This is a genomic window from Melittangium boletus DSM 14713, assembly GCF_002305855.1.
In the GTDB taxonomy this organism is placed as follows: domain Bacteria; phylum Myxococcota; class Myxococcia; order Myxococcales; family Myxococcaceae; genus Cystobacter; species Cystobacter boletus.
Window position 1 is genome coordinate 1,919,019 of record NZ_CP022163.1, and the last position, 13,947, is coordinate 1,932,965.

The 13,947-nt window shown below is 69.1% G+C and carries 14 protein-coding genes; 6 read left to right on the plus strand and 8 right to left on the minus strand.

Going from position 1 to position 13,947, the window contains the following annotated elements:
* The first annotated feature begins 10 nt into the window (after nucleotides 1-10).
* The gene (locus MEBOL_RS08060) at nucleotides 11-1,486 is read left to right on the plus strand and encodes a pentapeptide repeat-containing protein (protein ID WP_095976865.1); all 1,476 of its coding nucleotides are present in this window, start codon (nucleotides 11-13) and stop codon (nucleotides 1,484-1,486) included.
* Nucleotides 1,487-1,502: 16 nt separating this feature from the next.
* On the opposite strand, the gene MEBOL_RS08065 is transcribed toward MEBOL_RS08060, so the two are convergent.
* Entirely contained in the window at nucleotides 1,503-2,480 is a 978-nt protein-coding gene (locus MEBOL_RS08065; RefSeq protein WP_095976866.1) for an MBL fold metallo-hydrolase, read from the minus strand.
* A 106-nt stretch (nucleotides 2,481-2,586) separates the two neighbouring features.
* Nucleotides 2,587-3,513 (minus strand): DMT family transporter, encoded by a 927-nt coding sequence (locus MEBOL_RS08070; protein ID WP_170115463.1) that lies wholly within the window; start codon nucleotides 3,511-3,513, stop codon nucleotides 2,587-2,589.
* A 161-nt stretch (nucleotides 3,514-3,674) separates the two neighbouring features.
* Between MEBOL_RS08070 and MEBOL_RS08075 the strand changes: the two genes are divergently transcribed.
* From MEBOL_RS08075 to MEBOL_RS08085, 3 genes are all read left to right on the plus strand, one after another.
* A complete protein-coding gene (locus MEBOL_RS08075; protein ID WP_157774813.1) occupies nucleotides 3,675-4,229 on the plus strand; it encodes a cytochrome c oxidase assembly factor Coa1 family protein in 555 nt (184 codons plus the stop codon).
* Between the two features lie 236 nt (nucleotides 4,230-4,465).
* The gene (locus tag MEBOL_RS41005) at nucleotides 4,466-4,894 is read left to right on the plus strand and encodes a helix-turn-helix domain-containing protein (protein ID WP_157774814.1); all 429 of its coding nucleotides are present in this window, start codon (nucleotides 4,466-4,468) and stop codon (nucleotides 4,892-4,894) included.
* Nucleotides 4,895-4,899: 5 nt separating this feature from the next.
* Nucleotides 4,900-5,442, plus strand: a complete 543-nt coding sequence (locus MEBOL_RS08085) for an IS630 family transposase (protein ID WP_157774815.1) — start codon at nucleotides 4,900-4,902, stop codon at nucleotides 5,440-5,442.
* Between the two features lie 20 nt (nucleotides 5,443-5,462).
* Here MEBOL_RS08085 and MEBOL_RS08090 read toward each other — a convergent pair whose 3' ends face one another.
* The 4 genes from MEBOL_RS08090 to MEBOL_RS08105 all read right to left on the minus strand — a co-directional run bounded on the left by MEBOL_RS08090 (nucleotide 5,463) and on the right by MEBOL_RS08105 (nucleotide 10,085).
* Nucleotides 5,463-6,431 (minus strand): electron transfer flavoprotein subunit alpha/FixB family protein, encoded by a 969-nt coding sequence (locus tag MEBOL_RS08090; protein WP_095976869.1) that lies wholly within the window; start codon nucleotides 6,429-6,431, stop codon nucleotides 5,463-5,465.
* Between the two features lie 49 nt (nucleotides 6,432-6,480).
* Nucleotides 6,481-7,278 carry an electron transfer flavoprotein subunit beta/FixA family protein gene (locus MEBOL_RS08095; protein WP_095976870.1) on the minus strand — a complete coding sequence of 266 codons (798 nt, stop codon included), beginning with the start codon at nucleotides 7,276-7,278 and terminating at the stop codon, nucleotides 6,481-6,483.
* Nucleotides 7,279-7,425: 147 nt separating this feature from the next.
* Entirely contained in the window at nucleotides 7,426-8,562 is a 1,137-nt protein-coding gene (locus tag MEBOL_RS08100) for an acyl-CoA dehydrogenase family protein (protein WP_095976871.1), read from the minus strand.
* 143 nt (nucleotides 8,563-8,705) lie between these two features.
* The gene (locus MEBOL_RS08105) at nucleotides 8,706-10,085 is read right to left on the minus strand and encodes a hypothetical protein (RefSeq protein ID WP_095976872.1); all 1,380 of its coding nucleotides are present in this window, start codon (nucleotides 10,083-10,085) and stop codon (nucleotides 8,706-8,708) included.
* Between the two features lie 239 nt (nucleotides 10,086-10,324).
* On the opposite strand from MEBOL_RS08105, the gene MEBOL_RS08110 reads away from it, so the two are divergent.
* A complete protein-coding gene (locus MEBOL_RS08110; protein WP_095976873.1) occupies nucleotides 10,325-10,783 on the plus strand; it encodes a hypothetical protein in 459 nt (152 codons plus the stop codon).
* Nucleotides 10,784-10,837: 54 nt separating this feature from the next.
* Here the strand turns inward: MEBOL_RS08110 and fsa are convergent, their stop codons facing one another.
* Nucleotides 10,838-11,494, minus strand: coding sequence for a fructose-6-phosphate aldolase (fsa, locus tag MEBOL_RS08115; RefSeq protein ID WP_095976874.1), 657 nt, complete (start codon nucleotides 11,492-11,494; stop codon nucleotides 10,838-10,840).
* Between the two features lie 173 nt (nucleotides 11,495-11,667).
* Between fsa and MEBOL_RS08120 the strand changes: the two genes are divergently transcribed.
* The gene (locus MEBOL_RS08120) at nucleotides 11,668-12,735 is read left to right on the plus strand and encodes a KpsF/GutQ family sugar-phosphate isomerase (protein ID WP_095976875.1); all 1,068 of its coding nucleotides are present in this window, start codon (nucleotides 11,668-11,670) and stop codon (nucleotides 12,733-12,735) included.
* A 1-nt stretch (nucleotide 12,736) separates the two neighbouring features.
* Here the strand turns inward: MEBOL_RS08120 and MEBOL_RS08125 are convergent, their stop codons facing one another.
* The gene (locus MEBOL_RS08125; protein ID WP_095976876.1) at nucleotides 12,737-13,915 is read right to left on the minus strand and encodes a tetratricopeptide repeat protein; all 1,179 of its coding nucleotides are present in this window, start codon (nucleotides 13,913-13,915) and stop codon (nucleotides 12,737-12,739) included.
* Nucleotides 13,916-13,947: the final 32 nt, after the last annotated feature.

A 13,947-nucleotide genomic window follows, 5' to 3' on the forward strand; every position in this document is an offset into this window, starting at 1 on the left:
ATTCGGGTCCATGCCGAAAGCCCCCACGATTGAACAGCTCCTGCAGAACGGAAGCGCGGACTGGAACCGCCTGCGCAAGGCGGGCAAGGTCCCCACCGAGCACACGGGCGCCACCTTCTCGCAGCTCTTCTCCGCCAACGCCGACCTGTCGGGCCTGGGACTGGTGGGCAGCGAGTGGGAGCGCTGCGACCTGTCCAAGATGAACTTCCGCGACACGGACCTCTCCAACGCCTACTTCCACGGCGGACGCCTCCAGGACTGTGACTTCCGAGGCGCCAACCTTGAGGGCGCCACCTTCGAGAAGCTCAAGCTCCTGCGCTGTGACTTCACGGGCGCCCAGGGGATCGACGAAGCGGACTTCGATGACGTGGACATGGACCGCGTCGTCGGCCTGGACGGACAGGAGGCCCCGCCGCCGCCTCCCCCGCCCGTCCAGGGCATCACCGCCTTCACCCGCGAGCAGCGGGACAAGGCGCTGGGCACCGCCGGAGCGCTCTTCCAGTCCAACCCCGAGCAGCCCGCCGAGGGCGAACTTCCCCCCTTCCGCCCCCAGGATCCTCCAGGCTCCCTCTTCTTCCGCGCCCTCAAGCGCCTGGGCGCCCCGCCCCTGTGGGTGCTGGACGTGCCCGGTCTGCGCCCGCTCATCCCCACGCGCCTGCCCCCGGGCAGCGCGCTGGAGACGCTCTACCGGGAGGCCGTCAAGACGCGCATGGAGAACAAGAAGCCCCTGGCGGACACCGGCGCCGTGGAGCGCGCCCAGCGCTCGCTGCGCATGGGCTCCAAGGACGCCAACATCGCCGCCATGTACCTGCGCGAGGTGGGCGTGGTGCCCTCCTTCCGATTCTCCGCGGCCAAGGCGCTCAAGGAGTCGCTGCGCGAGGAGCTGGCGGTGGATGACCTCACCGGCACGGTGGACCCGCGCACCACGGGCGCCATCCTGGAGCTGCGCCTGCCCCAGGAGGTGGTGGAGCACACCCACGAGGTGCGCCGCCGCCTCGCCGCCGCCCAGCTCTACACCGCGCTGCTCGAGGCCGGCTTCACCCCGGAGAACAACTGGGACGAGGCCCTGGAGTCGGCCGAGGCCGCCGTGGAGCTGGCGCAGTCGGCCACCGGTGACGACCGCGAGGCCCTGCTCGAGGGCTTCCAGGTGTTCTCCGCCCTGCCCGAGGAGGCCCGGCTGCGGCGCCTCGCGTACCTGGCCGAGGCCCTGGGCCACCTGGAGCTCCTGGGACGTCTGCCCGAGGGCATGGAGCCCGCCTGGCTCACCGGCCCCGAGACCCGCGAGTGTCACGACCGGGAGATGACCTTCGTGCAGTCCCTGCGCGCCAACGACATCCCCGGGAAGGTGGCGGCGCTCGCCAAGACGGAGCTGGGCGTGCCCGAGGGCGAGGTGCCCGAGGAGAGCGACGAGGATCTGTTCGTCCACCTGCGCTGCGACGTGTGCGGCAAGGAGAAGCTCATCGTCCAGTCGCCCGGCGAGGGGTGACGCGGGACGGGGCGTATTAAAGGAGCGCGAGCTGCTTGGGCTGACCGAGCGCTCGCGCGTCCAGGCCCTCGGCGCGCATCACCTGGGCCAGCTCCTCGGCGAAGCCGTGGTGGGTGATGACGTCGCGGGCGCCCGTGGCCTTCGCGTAGCGCACGAGCGACGCGCAATCGGCGTGGTCGGACACCGGAAAGGCCACGTCCGCGCCGTAACGCCGCGCGGCGCCCGGCCCGTCCAGGGCCCAGCCGGTGAGGACCGCGGTGGCCCGGGGCCAGAAGGACGAGAGCGCCCCCCCCCGCGCCGCATGGGGCGGAAAGAAGAGCACCTCGCCCGGATCCACGCGGCCATCGAAGCAGCGCATCCGCTCGATGGGGACGCCCAGCTCTCCATAGAGCAGGGCCACCTCGTGGATGGAGGCATGGGCCACGAGCGAGAAGCCCCGGCTCGACAGGTACTTCATCGCCTCCTGGCTCTTGCCCAGCGAGTAGCCCAGGAGCACCGGCACCGCGCCGCGCTCCAGGTGGCGTCGCACCCACGTCTCCACCTGTCCGAACACCTCCTCGCGAGGAGGGAAGGCATAGCGCGGGTGCCCGAAGGTGGACTCGATGACGAGCAGGTCGCACTCGGCCACCTGGGCGGGCTCGGCGGTGAGCGAGGGCACGAGGTTCAGGTCCCCCGTGTAGACGATGCGCTTGCCGTCCTCGCGGATGACGCGCAGCTGCGCGCTGCCGAGGATGTGGCCCGCGGGCAGCAACTCGAGCGAGAGCGGCCCCAGGTCGAAGGGGCGGCCATAGGGCGCCGGCAGGGGCGCGTGCACCTTGCCCAGGCGGTGCGTCATGAAGCGCAGGGTGGCGGCCGTGGCGATGGTGCGCTCGTGCCGGCCGATATGGTCCGCGTGCGCGTGGCTGACGAAGGACAGGGGTGTCTTGCGCGTCGCGTCGAGGAACAGAGGTGTCCCCACCAGTTGCAGTCCATTCCTTCGCAGTTCGACGCTCATGGGAGATGCCGGGTATAGCGCGACCGCGCCGGTCCGCACGTCTTCCGCGCCACCCCGCCCGCCCGGATGCCCAGGGGACGTCCGGGCGGCGCGGAGGAGCCGCGCCTCACTCGGGCTGCGGCACGCGCGAGGGCCGGAGACGGGCCCAGAGCTGCCCGCTCACCTCCGCCACCACCACGCCCAGCACGATGAGGCCTCCGCCCACCCACTCGCGCTCGCCCAGCGTCTCGTAGCCGAGCGCCACCGAGTACAACCCCGCGAGCACGGGCTCCAGGCAGCAGATGAGCGCCACGCGCACGGCGGTGGTGCGCGCCTGGGCCCAGGCCTGCATGCTCAGGGCGAGCGCGCTGGCCACCAGGCCGCAGAACAGCACCGCGCCCACGAAGGACGGCGTCCACTCCACCCGGGCCCCGGTGAAGGGCAGGCAGAGCGCGGACAGCAGGGACACCATCCACAGCTGCACCGCCACGAGCGCCACCACGTCCTTCTTGGGCGCCAGCCGCTCGGTGAACAGGATGTGGAAGGCGTACGCCAACGCGCCCCCGAGCGTCAGTCCGTCCCCGGACGTCAGGCCCATGCCCAGGTCCGCCCCCGAGAGCGTGTACAAGCCCATCAACGCCATCCCCGCCCCCAACCACAGGGTGAAGGGAGGCCGGCGGCGGAAGAGCGCCCAGCCGAGCAGGGGCACCAGCACCACGTACAGGCCGGTGATGAAGGCCGAGCGCGAGGGCGGCGTGGACACCAGGCCCCACGTCTGGAACGCGAAGCCCAGGAAGAGGAACACCCCCAACAGCCCTCCGCGCAGCAGCGTCCGGCGGGAGAGCATGCGCCGCCGGGCCATGGCCGTGAGCGTCATCGCGCCGAGGCAGAAGCGCAGCGCGAGGAAGGAGAACGGATCCCCATGCCCGAGCGCGTCCTTCACCATCACGAAGGTGCCTCCCCAGAGCGCCGTCACCAGCAGCATCATCCCGTCCGCCTGGAGGCGTTCGGAGGCTGGGGAAACCGGGGACTCGAGGGGGACAGTGGCACTCATGGTCACCCCCAAGATGGCATAGACGCCCAGCGGCATCACCCCCGCGAGCCATTTGGACCTACCCTCCTGGCCGATGCAATGACCCGCCCCTTGTCGGCGTCATGGGAATCGCTCATGAGGAGGCGCAACGAAGCGCGCGGGCACCGGGCCCGGGAGGAAGCATGAACACGACGTCCGAGAGCCCCATGGCCCCCCAGAAGAGCTGGTGGGGCCGCAACTGGCCCTGGGTGATTCCCGTGGGGTGTCTGGGCCTGCTGCTGTCCTGCGGATGCCTGGGTGCCCTCTTCGCGGGCCTCGCCCTCAAGAGCTTCAGCGACACCCCCGTCTTCACGGAGTCGGTGGCCCGCGCGAAGCAATCCCCCGAGGTGCGCGAGGCGCTCGGAGAGCCCATCGAGACGAGCTGGCTCGGGCAGCAGATGAACATCAAGACCCACAACGACGAGGGACTGGCCCAGCTCACCATCCCCCTCAAGGGTCCCCGGGGCGAGGGCCTGCTGCGCGTCAAGGCCACCAAGACCGACGGCACCTGGCGCTTCCAGACCCTCCGGGTGGACGTGCCCGACCATGCCCCCATCGATCTGCTCGACACGCCCTCCGACGAGCCGCCGGAATTGTCCGAGCCCCCCTCCTCCCGCCCGGACCTGCCCCAGGTGGAGCCCCTGCCCGAGGAGGACGAGGAGCCCCCCGCCCCGTCCGAGCAGGAGATCGACCTGTAGCCGTCTCCCCCGCAACGCCGAAGGGGCGGCGCGGGGGAGTCCTCCCCGCCACCGCCCCTCCAGGAGCGCTTCGAGACCGGGCGGAACTAAGTAGGTGACCAAAAGTTCCCGACAGAATAACGCGGAGGACCTACGCTGAGCCGATGCGCAAGGCACTGGCCCCCGCCCAGCGGGGGCTGACCGGGTATGACCGCGCTCGACTCCGGCGAGCGCTTGGGCACGCCGAGGATGTACGCGTGTTCCAGCGTGCGCAAGCGCTGCTGCTGGTAGCTGAGGGCCACACGCTGGCCCAGGCGGCGCACGTCACGGGGTTGAGCCGACCGACGGTGTACTTCTGGCTCAAACGCTACGTGCAACAGCGGCGCGTCGAAGCACTGCACGACGGACCTCGCCGCGGACGGCCACCGGCCGCCGACTGCATCGGCCCGGAGCAGATACTCCTCGAACTCAGCAGTCCCCCCTCGGACTGGGGCTATAGCACCCACACCTGGACGGTGGCGCTGCTGGCCGGGCACCTGGAGCGGCGCTACGGCTGCCCCATCAATCCCCGCACCCTGCGCCGCCGCATGAAGGCCATGGGCCTGCGCTGGAAACGTCCGCGCTACGTCTTCTCGGAGAAGGCGCCCCACCTGCCCCAAAAAAAGGAGCGCTTGTCCGTCGGCTGAGACGGTTGCCCGAGAGCGCGGTGTTCCTCTTCGAGGACGAGACCTTCCTGCGTCAGTTTCCGCCGCTACGCGCGGCGTGGGCTCCCCGAGGGGAGCAGGCCCGCGTGCCCATCACCGGGCAGAACGCGAAGCGTGTCCTCTTCGGTGCGCTCAATCCGCTCACCGGCCACCGTGTCGTTCTCCAGCGCCCCTCTCTGCGTCAGGAGGACTTCCAGGCCTTCCTTCGGCTGTTGCGAGCGCACTATCCCGGGCGCCCCCTCTTCCTGCTGCTGGACAAGGCTGGCTGCCACACCGCCGCACGTACTCTGCAACTGACTGCGCGCCTGGACATCCACCTGCTGTGGTTACCCAAGCAGTGGTCGGAACTCAACGCCATGGACCACCTGTGGCGCGGCCTCAAGCAGCACGTCGCGTCCAACCGCCAATACCCCACCGTTGACGCACAGGCCCAGGACGCCGAAGACTGGGTGCTGGACCTGTCGCCTCGGCAGGCTCTACGCAAGGCAGGAGTCCTCTCCCGCCGCTTCTGGCTCCGTTCCTTTTTGTAAAGGAACTTTTGGCTACCTACTTAGCCCTTGATCTTGGCCACCGCCTCGCGCAGCGCGGGCAGGACCTTGAAGAGGTCATCCACCAAGCCGTAGTCCGCCACCTGGAAGATGGGGGCCTCGGCGTCCTTGTTGATGGCGACGATCGTCTTGGAGCTCTTCATGCCCGCCAGGTGCTGGATGGCGCCGGAGATGCCCGCGGCGATGTAGAGCTGCGGCGCGACGACCTTGCCCGTCTGACCCACCTGCAGATCGTTGGGCACCCAGCCGGCGTCACACACCGCGCGCGAGGCACCCACCGCGCCGTTGAGCAGGTCGGCCAGGGCCTCGATCTCCTTGAAGTCGCCCTTGGTGCCGCGGCCTCCGGAGACGACCACGCGCGCCTCGGTGAGCTCCGGCCGCGCGCTCTTGACCTCGTTGAAGCTCACGAACTTCGTCTTGCCGCTCTCCACCTTGGGCGAGAACGTCTTGTGCTCGGCGGCGCCCTGGCCCGTGGCGGCGGCCGGGAACTCGGTGGGGCGCAGCGTGAAGACCTTCACCGGGGTGGACAGCTTCACCTCGGCGAAGACGTTGCCCGCCCACATGGGCCGGTGGAAGGTGATGTCCGCGCCCGCGCCACCAAAGCCCATCACGTCCGTGGCCATGGCGGCCTTCAGCCGGGCGGCGACGCGCGGCAGCAAGTCCTTGCCCTGGGCGGTGGACGCCATGCCCACGTAGGAGGCGTTGAGGCTCGTGGCGAGCTCCGCGATGGCCGGGGCGTACGTCTCGGCCAGGTAGTGCTCGAACTCGCCCGCGGCGGCGGTGTGCACCACCTTGGCGCCCAGGCCCTTGAGCTCCTCGGCGACCTTCGAGGGATCCTTGGACAGCAGCACCAGGTGCAGCTCGGCGCCGGCCTTGTCCGCGAGCTGCTTACCGGCGCTCACGGCGTTGAGGGTGGCCTTGCGCAGGTGTCCGTCCGGCTGCTGCTCCGCGACGATGAGAACGATCGACATGTTCAGCTCCAATTCCGTGTGTCGAAGAAGGTTGGGGACCGCGCCCAGGTCAGAGGGCCTTGGCCTCGTTGCGCAGCTTGTCCACCAGGGTCGCCACGTCCGGCACCTTGATGCCCGCCTTGCGCGCCGGGGGCGACGCCAGCTTGAGCACCTGGATCTTCGGGGCCACGTCCGCGCCCAGCTTCTCCGGCGTCAGCTCCTCGATGGGCTTGCTCTTGGCCTTCATGATGCCCGGCAGGCTCGCGTAGCGCGGCAGGTTCAGGCGCAGGTCCGTGGTGACGATCGCCGGCAGCGTGCACTCCACCGTGGCCAGGCCGTTGTCCACCTCGCGCACCACGCGCACCGACTTGCCATCCGCCGCCACGTGCAGCGCGGGCGTCTTGCTCTTCTCCTGCTCGCTCTCCAGCGACTCCACCTTGGAGGCGAACGTGGCCTGGCCCCAGCCCAGGTACTCGGCCAGATACTGGCCCACCTGGTTCTGGTCGTCGTCGATGGACTGCTTGCCGAGGATGACCAGGTCCGGCTTCTCCTTGTCCGCCACCTTCTGCAGCAGCGCCGCCACGCCCATCTGATCCAACGCGCCCGCGTGGTTCACCCACACCGCGCGGGTGGCGCCCATGGCCAGCGCGTGCCGCAGCTGCTCCTGGACCTCCTTGCCGCCGATGGAGACGACCACCACCTCGCCGCCATGCTTGGCCACGAGACGCAGGGCCTCCTCCACTCCGATCTCATCGAAGGGGTTGATCTTGTACTTCAACCCCTCCTTCACGATGTCCGAGCCATCCGGCTTCACCTTGATCTTGGACTCGGGGTCTTCCACGCGCTTGGCGGTGACGAGGATCTTCACGGTCGTTCTTCTCCTTCGAAGAGCGGGTATCTCCCGCGCCGCGCCCTGGTGGATGACGCGATGCATTGAGAGATAATCGGGGGCATTGATTTTCGCATCAACGCCCCCACCCGGCAACGAAGAAGCTCGCCGGAAGTGTAGGATTTCTTATTTGAACAGCTCCTTGGCGATGACCAGGCGCTGCACCTGACTGGTGCCCTCGTAGATCTGGATGAGCTTGGCGTCGCGCATGAGCTTCTCCACCGGGTATTCCTTGATGTAGCCGTAACCGCCGTAGACCTGGACGGCGTCGGTGGCGACCTTCATGGCCATGTCCGCCGCGAAGCACTTGGCGTAGGAGGACAGGAGGGTGTTCTTCTGACCCTCGTCCAGGAGCCAGGCGCTCTGGTGGCACAGCAGCCGCGCGGCGTGGGTGTTCATGGCCATGTCGGCGAGCATGAACTGGATGGCCTGGTGTTCACGAATGGGCTTGCCGAACGTCTTGCGCTGAGCGGAGTACTCCAGGGAGTACTCGAGGGCCGCGCGGGCGATGCCCACGGACATGATGGCGGTGATGGGACGGCTGTTATCGAGCGTCTCCATGGCGATGCGGAAGCCCTCGCCCTCCTCGCCGATGCGGTTGGCCACCGGCACGCGCACGTCCTCGAAGGTGAGGGCGACGGTGTCGCTCGCGCGCTGGCCCATCTTGTTCTCGTGCTTGCCCGCGGTGAGGCCCTTGGGACGGCCCTCCACCACGAAGCAGGTGATGCCCTTATGCTTCTTGGCCTTGTCCACCGTGGCGAACACCGTGTACTGGTCCGCGTGGCCTCCGTTGGTGATGAAGCACTTGGAGCCATTGAGCACGTAGTGGTCGCCATCGCGCACGGCGGTGGTGCCCATGTTGGCCACGTCCGAGCCCGCCTCCGGCTCGGTGAGGCAGAAGGCCGCGAGCTTGAACTCCTGCGTGAAGGGGGTGAGCAGGCGCTTCTTCTGCTCCTCGCTGGCGCCCACCACGATGGGCAGGTTGGCCAGGTCGTTGGCCGTGATGGAGGTGGCCATGCCCGAGCACCCCCAGGCCAGCTCCTCGTAGGCCAGGAGCTGATCGAGGTGGGACAGCCCGAGGCCGCCACACGACTCGGGCAGGTTCATGTTGAGCAGGCCATTCTCCCAGGCCGAGGCGATGATGGCCCGGGGGAACTCCGAGGTCTCGTCGTGGTGGGCCGCCTTGGGGCGCATCACCTCGCGGGCGAACTTGCGCGCCATGTCCTGCAGGGCGCGCTGGGAGTCGGAGAGCTGGAAATCCATGGGGTCACCTCGAGGGGGTAGAGGGCAGGAGCCCGCTCGCACCCGGCATCATTGCCGGAGCCACGGCCTCCCAAGCCCTTAACCCCTATGAGGACCAGTGTCCCCGGGGGGCCGTCAAGCCCCTTCGCGCACGAGCAACCAGGCTAGGGCCCGGTGAACAGGGGCACGCCGCTCAGATAGGTCATCAGGTTGAAGAACCGCGGCGGCCACTGCTCCCCCGCGTCGGCGGGCGCCTTGGAGGAGTCGTAGACGACTTCGCCGCCGCGCCCCAGGCTCAGACGGATCACGGAATCCCGCTGCGATTTCCCTGGCGAGGCCGCCGGGTAGTAGATGTTGCCGGACGCATCCTGGACCCAGTACGTGAAGTTGGCGGCATCCCATTTGGCCGTCGGGTCCTTATCGGTGTCCGGGTACTCGCCGACCCTGGAGTAGGAACCCGTGAGGCTGACACGCCACAGCTGCCGGCTGACCCCGTTCATGTAGATCATGTCGAAGCCCCCGCCCCGCGCCCGCGCGGTCTCGAGCACCATGAAGTCGGTCTTGGGATTGGCGTCGGAGTGCATGTTCCTCGCCGTCTTGGCGCTGTCGAAGAGCGTCAGCCGATGCGTGGACTGATTGAAGGTGAGCTTGTTGGCGCCCGACACCGCCAGGAGCCGGTAGTTCGCGGGGATCACCTCGGTACCGGACTTGTTGTAGTAGGGACCCGTGGCGCCACACTTGTAGTACAGCTCGCTGCTCTGCGGCAGGCCGTGGACGTCCGTCACCTCCCCCATGCACTTGGGCGTGGAAAGCAGGACGTCGTTCTTCTCGAACGCCCCCGGATAGACGGGCTTGCCCCCGGAGTCCTGGGTGAAGGCGTCTGCATGGGCCTCGTACACGTTGCCATCCAGGACGTAGACGAGCCGACCATCACCGCGCAGTTTGATCACGCTGGCGTCGTGGGGCAGTCCCGCGAACAGCCGCATGGGCTGCACCACCGGAGAGACAGCCGGGCGCGTGATGTCATTGCCGCTCAGCACGCCGTGCAGGTAGACGTCACTGGTGCTGAGCAGATCGAGCATCTCGACGACGTTCGGATCGGCGGACGGAGGCGGAGGAGGTGGGGGCTTCGAGCCCTTGCTCTCCTGGATCTTCTTGCCCTCCGGTCCCACGTAGACCGTGACCGAGCCGGAGGTGTCCCGCCACTTGATGGAGATCTTCGCGAGGCCCTTCGCGCAGTCAGGGTAGCGCGCCTGAGCGCACGAGAACGGTACGGTGACCGAACCGTCCTCGAGCGTCACCAGGGTGTTGTTGCTCTGGTCGCCGAACTCGCCCAGCTTGGTGGTGACCCGCGCCACCCCCGTGCCCTTCTCGCCCGACTCGTCCACCACGATGAAGGTGATGTTGGTGGCACCGCCCTCGGCATTGATCCACGCCTCGGACAGCGCGGCCGTGATCTTCGGCTTGCCGGGCTCGCCACACGCCACACCCAGCGCTCCGATCAGCAGCGCCCCCGCGAAGAAGAACCCCCCTTTGCGCATCATGCTCACCGCATCTCCTGAGAGAAAAAGACGCGCGCAGTGTCTCGGTAAAGGGGGTGTGCTTGTCAACCCAAGGACCGCGCATGAAACGAGCCCTGGAAGTCCCGCGTTTCGCTTGGACTCGCGGGGATGAGAGGGATTTCGGGCTTCTCTTCCTCCTCCAAGCAGGAAGGACACCGGATTGACGCCACCCGCACCGGCTCGGTACTCACGCGTCCCGACTCATCCCCACGAGACTTGCCATGCACCCAAATTGGAAGTTCGCCGTCCTTCCCCTGATGCTCGGAGCCGCACTGCTCGCCTGTGCTGGCTCGGATGACGAGAAGGGCTCACTCGAAGTCACGGTGAGCCAGACGCGGCTGAATGGCGAGGGACAAAGCACGGACCTCTACATCACGGCCATCGATGAGACGGGAAAGGCGGGAACCGGCACCGTCACGCTCACCACCAAGACGGGGGATTTGTCGGCCGCGGGCGGACTCGAGGCGAAAGTCGATCTACAGGAAGGCAAGGCCAGCACGAGCTACTCCTGCACCCGCGCGCCTGGCAATGCCGATGCCGGCGTGCCCGCCAAGGAATGCAAGGGCACCGTGAGCATCCGGGCGGAGTGGAACGGTGTGAAGGACTCCGTCGGCGTCACCTTCCCCAAACTGGACGCGGGCACGCCCGGCGGCGACGGCGGAACCGACGCCGGCCTCTGAGCGCCCCGTCCGGGCGGCCACCGTGCGTCACGACGGACGGTGGCCCCTCGCTGGCTACGGCTTGGCCGCCTTGGGGACCTTCTCCCAGTCCGCCAGGAACTTGGCGATGCCCGCGTCGGTGAGCGGGTGCTGAGCCAGCTGCTTGATGACGCTGAAGGGCAGCGTGGCCACGTCCGCGCCCATGCGCGCCGCCTGCAGCACGTGCACGGGGTTGCGCACGCTCGCCACCAGCACCTGCGTCTGGAAGTCGTAGTTCTGGTAGATCTCGATGATGTGGGCGATGAGTTCCATGCCATCCTGCGAGATGTCATCCAGGCGGCCCACGAAGGGCGAGATGTACGTCGCACCCGCCTTGGCCGCGAGCAGCGCCTGGTTGGCGGAGAAGCACAGCGTGACGTTGGTCTTGATGCCCTCGGCGGTGAGCGTCTTGACGGCCTTCATTCCCTCCACGCCCATGGGCACCTTCACCACCACGTTCGAGTGGATCTTCGCCAGGCCCCGGCCTTCCTTGACCAGCTCGTCCGCCTTCTCCGAGACACACTCGGCGCTCACCGGGCCATCCACGATGGAACAGATTTCCCGGATGGTCTCCTCCAGCCCGCGGCCCGCCTTGGCCAGCAACGACGGGTTGGTGGTGACGCCGTCCACGCAGCCCATGTCGTAAGCCGTGCGGATTTCCTTGATGTCAGCGGTATCGATGAAGAACTTCATGTCGTCCCCTCTCCAGGTTCAAGTCGTCGGGCGGTGAGGCCCACAGTGGCGTAACCCTCCGGCCAGGCCCTGCACTCCCGTCTGCCCGCCGGACGAGGAGGCCCGTAGTCCATGCCTCCTGGTGCGTCAAGCTGGCAGGCCCGCTCTGTCCAGAGGTACAAAGCCTCCCGACCATGGCCCGAGTCACCCGAAGCACCGCCCGGAAGCCGCGCCTTCGCGCCCTCCCCCCTCAGGATGCGCCCGCGCCCGCCGCGTTGCAGGCCTCCGCCGAACGCGAGGCCACGCTCGCCTACGCGCGCGGTGTGCTGGAAGCGGAGGCCCAGGCCATCCTCGGGTTGATGGGACGGCTGGACACGCCCTTCCTGCGCGCGCTGGAGCTGGTGCGCGACTGCGCGGGCCAGACGGTGGTGACGGGGATCGGCAAGGCCGGGCTCATCGGCCAGAAGCTGTCCGCCACGCTCGCCTCCACGGGCGTGCGCTCCGTCTTCCTGCACCCCACCGAGGCGGCGCATGGAGACCTGGGCCGGGTGAGCCGGGGCGATGTCATCCTCGCGCTGTCCAACAGCGGCACCACGGAAGAGCTGGTGCGGCTGCTGCCCTCCTTCAAGCGGCTGGGCGCGCCCATCATCGCCCTCACCGGGGACGCGGAGAGCCCGCTCGCGCGAGGCGCGGACGTGGTGCTGGACATCGGCCGCATCGAGGAGGCGTGCCCCATGGGCCTGGTGCCCACCGCGTCCACCGCCGCCCTGCATGCCCTGGGAGACGCGCTCACCATGGCCGTGCTGCGCGCCCGCTCCTTCAGCTCCGCCGAGTACGCCCTGCTCCACCCCGCCGGCAAGATTGGCCGCGCCGTCATGCGCGTGGCCGAGCTGATGCGCTCGGGCCCCGCCAACCCGCTCGTGCGCGACACCGCGAAGCTGTCCGAGGCCGTGGTGGTGATGACCAATACCCCTGGCCGGCCCGGTGCCACCAACGTCGTGGACCGCCAGGGCAGGCTCGTGGGCATCTTCACGGACGGAGACCTGCGCCGGCTCGTCGAGCAGGGCCACACGGACTTCGAGCGGCCCCTGCGCGAGGTGATGGGCAAGCGGCCCCGGTGCGTGGGCCCCGAGGTACTGGTGCTCGAGGCCACCCGGCTCATGCGCGAGGCGCGCGTGGACCAGTTGCCCGTGGTGGACGCCGAGGGCAAGGCCGTGGGCCTGCTCGACGTGCAGGATCTGCTGGCCGCCCGGTCCTTCTAGGTCAGTTCGCCTTCGCGCCGAGCGCCGCCACGAGCCGGTCCGCCTGCTCGCGGATGTGGGGCTCCCGGCTGGCCTGGGCCCGCTGGGCGTGGGTGAGCGCCCGCGCCGCGTCGCTGTTCATCAGCGCGAGCGCCAGATTGAGGTTCGCGCCCGGATCCTCGGGATGGGCCACCAGGACGCGCTCCATCACCACTCGCGCCGCGTCCGCGCCTCCCGGCTGGGACAGGTGCAGCACGGCCAGGTCATTGGCGGGACCGAGCGCGGTGGGCGCCAGGGCCACCGCCTCCTCCAGCAGGCGCTGGGCCTCGGCGTCATCGCCCTGCTTGCGCCGCGCCTTGGCCAGGGCCTGGCGCACGTCCGGGGAGTCGGGCGCCTTGCCCAGGGCCTCGCGCAGCACGGGCTCGGCCTCGTCGGCCTTGTTGCCCACCAGCAGCGACAGGCCATGCAGGTAGATGGCGTCCACGCTCGCCGGCAGCAGCAGGCGCAGCTCGACGGCGGCGCGCTGGGCCTCGTCCGCGGCCCCGGAGATGAGGCACAGGGAGGCGAACTCCCGGAACAAGCTCGGCTCCCGGGGCGCCCGGAGGATGGCCTGGCGCAGGGACTCCATCGCCGCGCCCACCTGCCCCTTGTGCGTCTGGACCCGCGAGGCCAGCACCAGCGGCAGGTGCTCGGAATGGGAGGCCGCCGCGGCCTCCTGGTAGCGCTTGAGCGCCTCATCCAGGCGCTTCTGCCCCTGGAGCGCCATGCCCAGGTAGGTGAGGACCTGGGTGTTGTTCGGCTGCGCGCGCGCGGCCCGCTCCAGCTCGACGGTCGCGGCCTCGTGACGGCCCGCCGAGAGCAGGGCCCGGCCATGGTTGAGCCACTCGAAGAAGCCCGCGTTGGGCTGGGAGGCGAGCGTGCCCAGCAGCTCCAGCGCGGACGCATTGCCCTCCTCGGCCTCCAGCCGCGCCAGGTGACTCAGGGCCTCGGGGTGCGTGGGATTCAGTTCCACCAGGCGGCCCAGCACCACCCGCGCCGCCTTGTCGTCGTACTGGGCGAGCCGCACCCGCGCCAGCCCCAGCAGCGCCTGGCCATTGTGGGGCTCCTGGGCGAGGGCCTTGTCGAACTCACGAGCCGCTTCCTTGAGACGACCCTGCTTCATGAGCCGCACCGCGGCGGCGACCAGCTTGGAGACGGCCATGCGACCGTCCACGCTAACACGAGCGCTCCGGG

What these genes read in the sequence shown, in the direction of transcription:
- MEBOL_RS08060 (WP_095976865.1), top strand. Translation starts at nt 11, where the DNA reads ATGCCGAAAGCCCCCACGATTGAACAGCTCCTGCAGAACGGAAGCGCG.
- MEBOL_RS08065 (WP_095976866.1), bottom strand. Translation starts at nt 2,480, where the DNA reads ATGAGCGTCGAACTGCGAAGGAATGGACTGCAACTGGTGGGGACACCT.
- MEBOL_RS08070 (WP_170115463.1), bottom strand. Translation starts at nt 3,513, where the DNA reads ATGAGTGCCACTGTCCCCCTCGAGTCCCCGGTTTCCCCAGCCTCCGAA.
- MEBOL_RS08075 (WP_157774813.1), top strand. Translation starts at nt 3,675, where the DNA reads ATGAACACGACGTCCGAGAGCCCCATGGCCCCCCAGAAGAGCTGGTGG.
- MEBOL_RS08090 (WP_095976869.1), bottom strand. Translation starts at nt 6,431, where the DNA reads ATGTCGATCGTTCTCATCGTCGCGGAGCAGCAGCCGGACGGACACCTG.
- MEBOL_RS08100 (WP_095976871.1), bottom strand. Translation starts at nt 8,562, where the DNA reads ATGGATTTCCAGCTCTCCGACTCCCAGCGCGCCCTGCAGGACATGGCG.
- MEBOL_RS08105 (WP_095976872.1), bottom strand. Translation starts at nt 10,085, where the DNA reads ATGATGCGCAAAGGGGGGTTCTTCTTCGCGGGGGCGCTGCTGATCGGA.
- MEBOL_RS08110 (WP_095976873.1), top strand. Translation starts at nt 10,325, where the DNA reads ATGCACCCAAATTGGAAGTTCGCCGTCCTTCCCCTGATGCTCGGAGCC.
- fsa (WP_095976874.1), bottom strand. Translation starts at nt 11,494, where the DNA reads ATGAAGTTCTTCATCGATACCGCTGACATCAAGGAAATCCGCACGGCT.
- MEBOL_RS08120 (WP_095976875.1), top strand. Translation starts at nt 11,668, where the DNA reads ATGGCCCGAGTCACCCGAAGCACCGCCCGGAAGCCGCGCCTTCGCGCC.
- MEBOL_RS08125 (WP_095976876.1), bottom strand. Translation starts at nt 13,915, where the DNA reads ATGGCCGTCTCCAAGCTGGTCGCCGCCGCGGTGCGGCTCATGAAGCAG.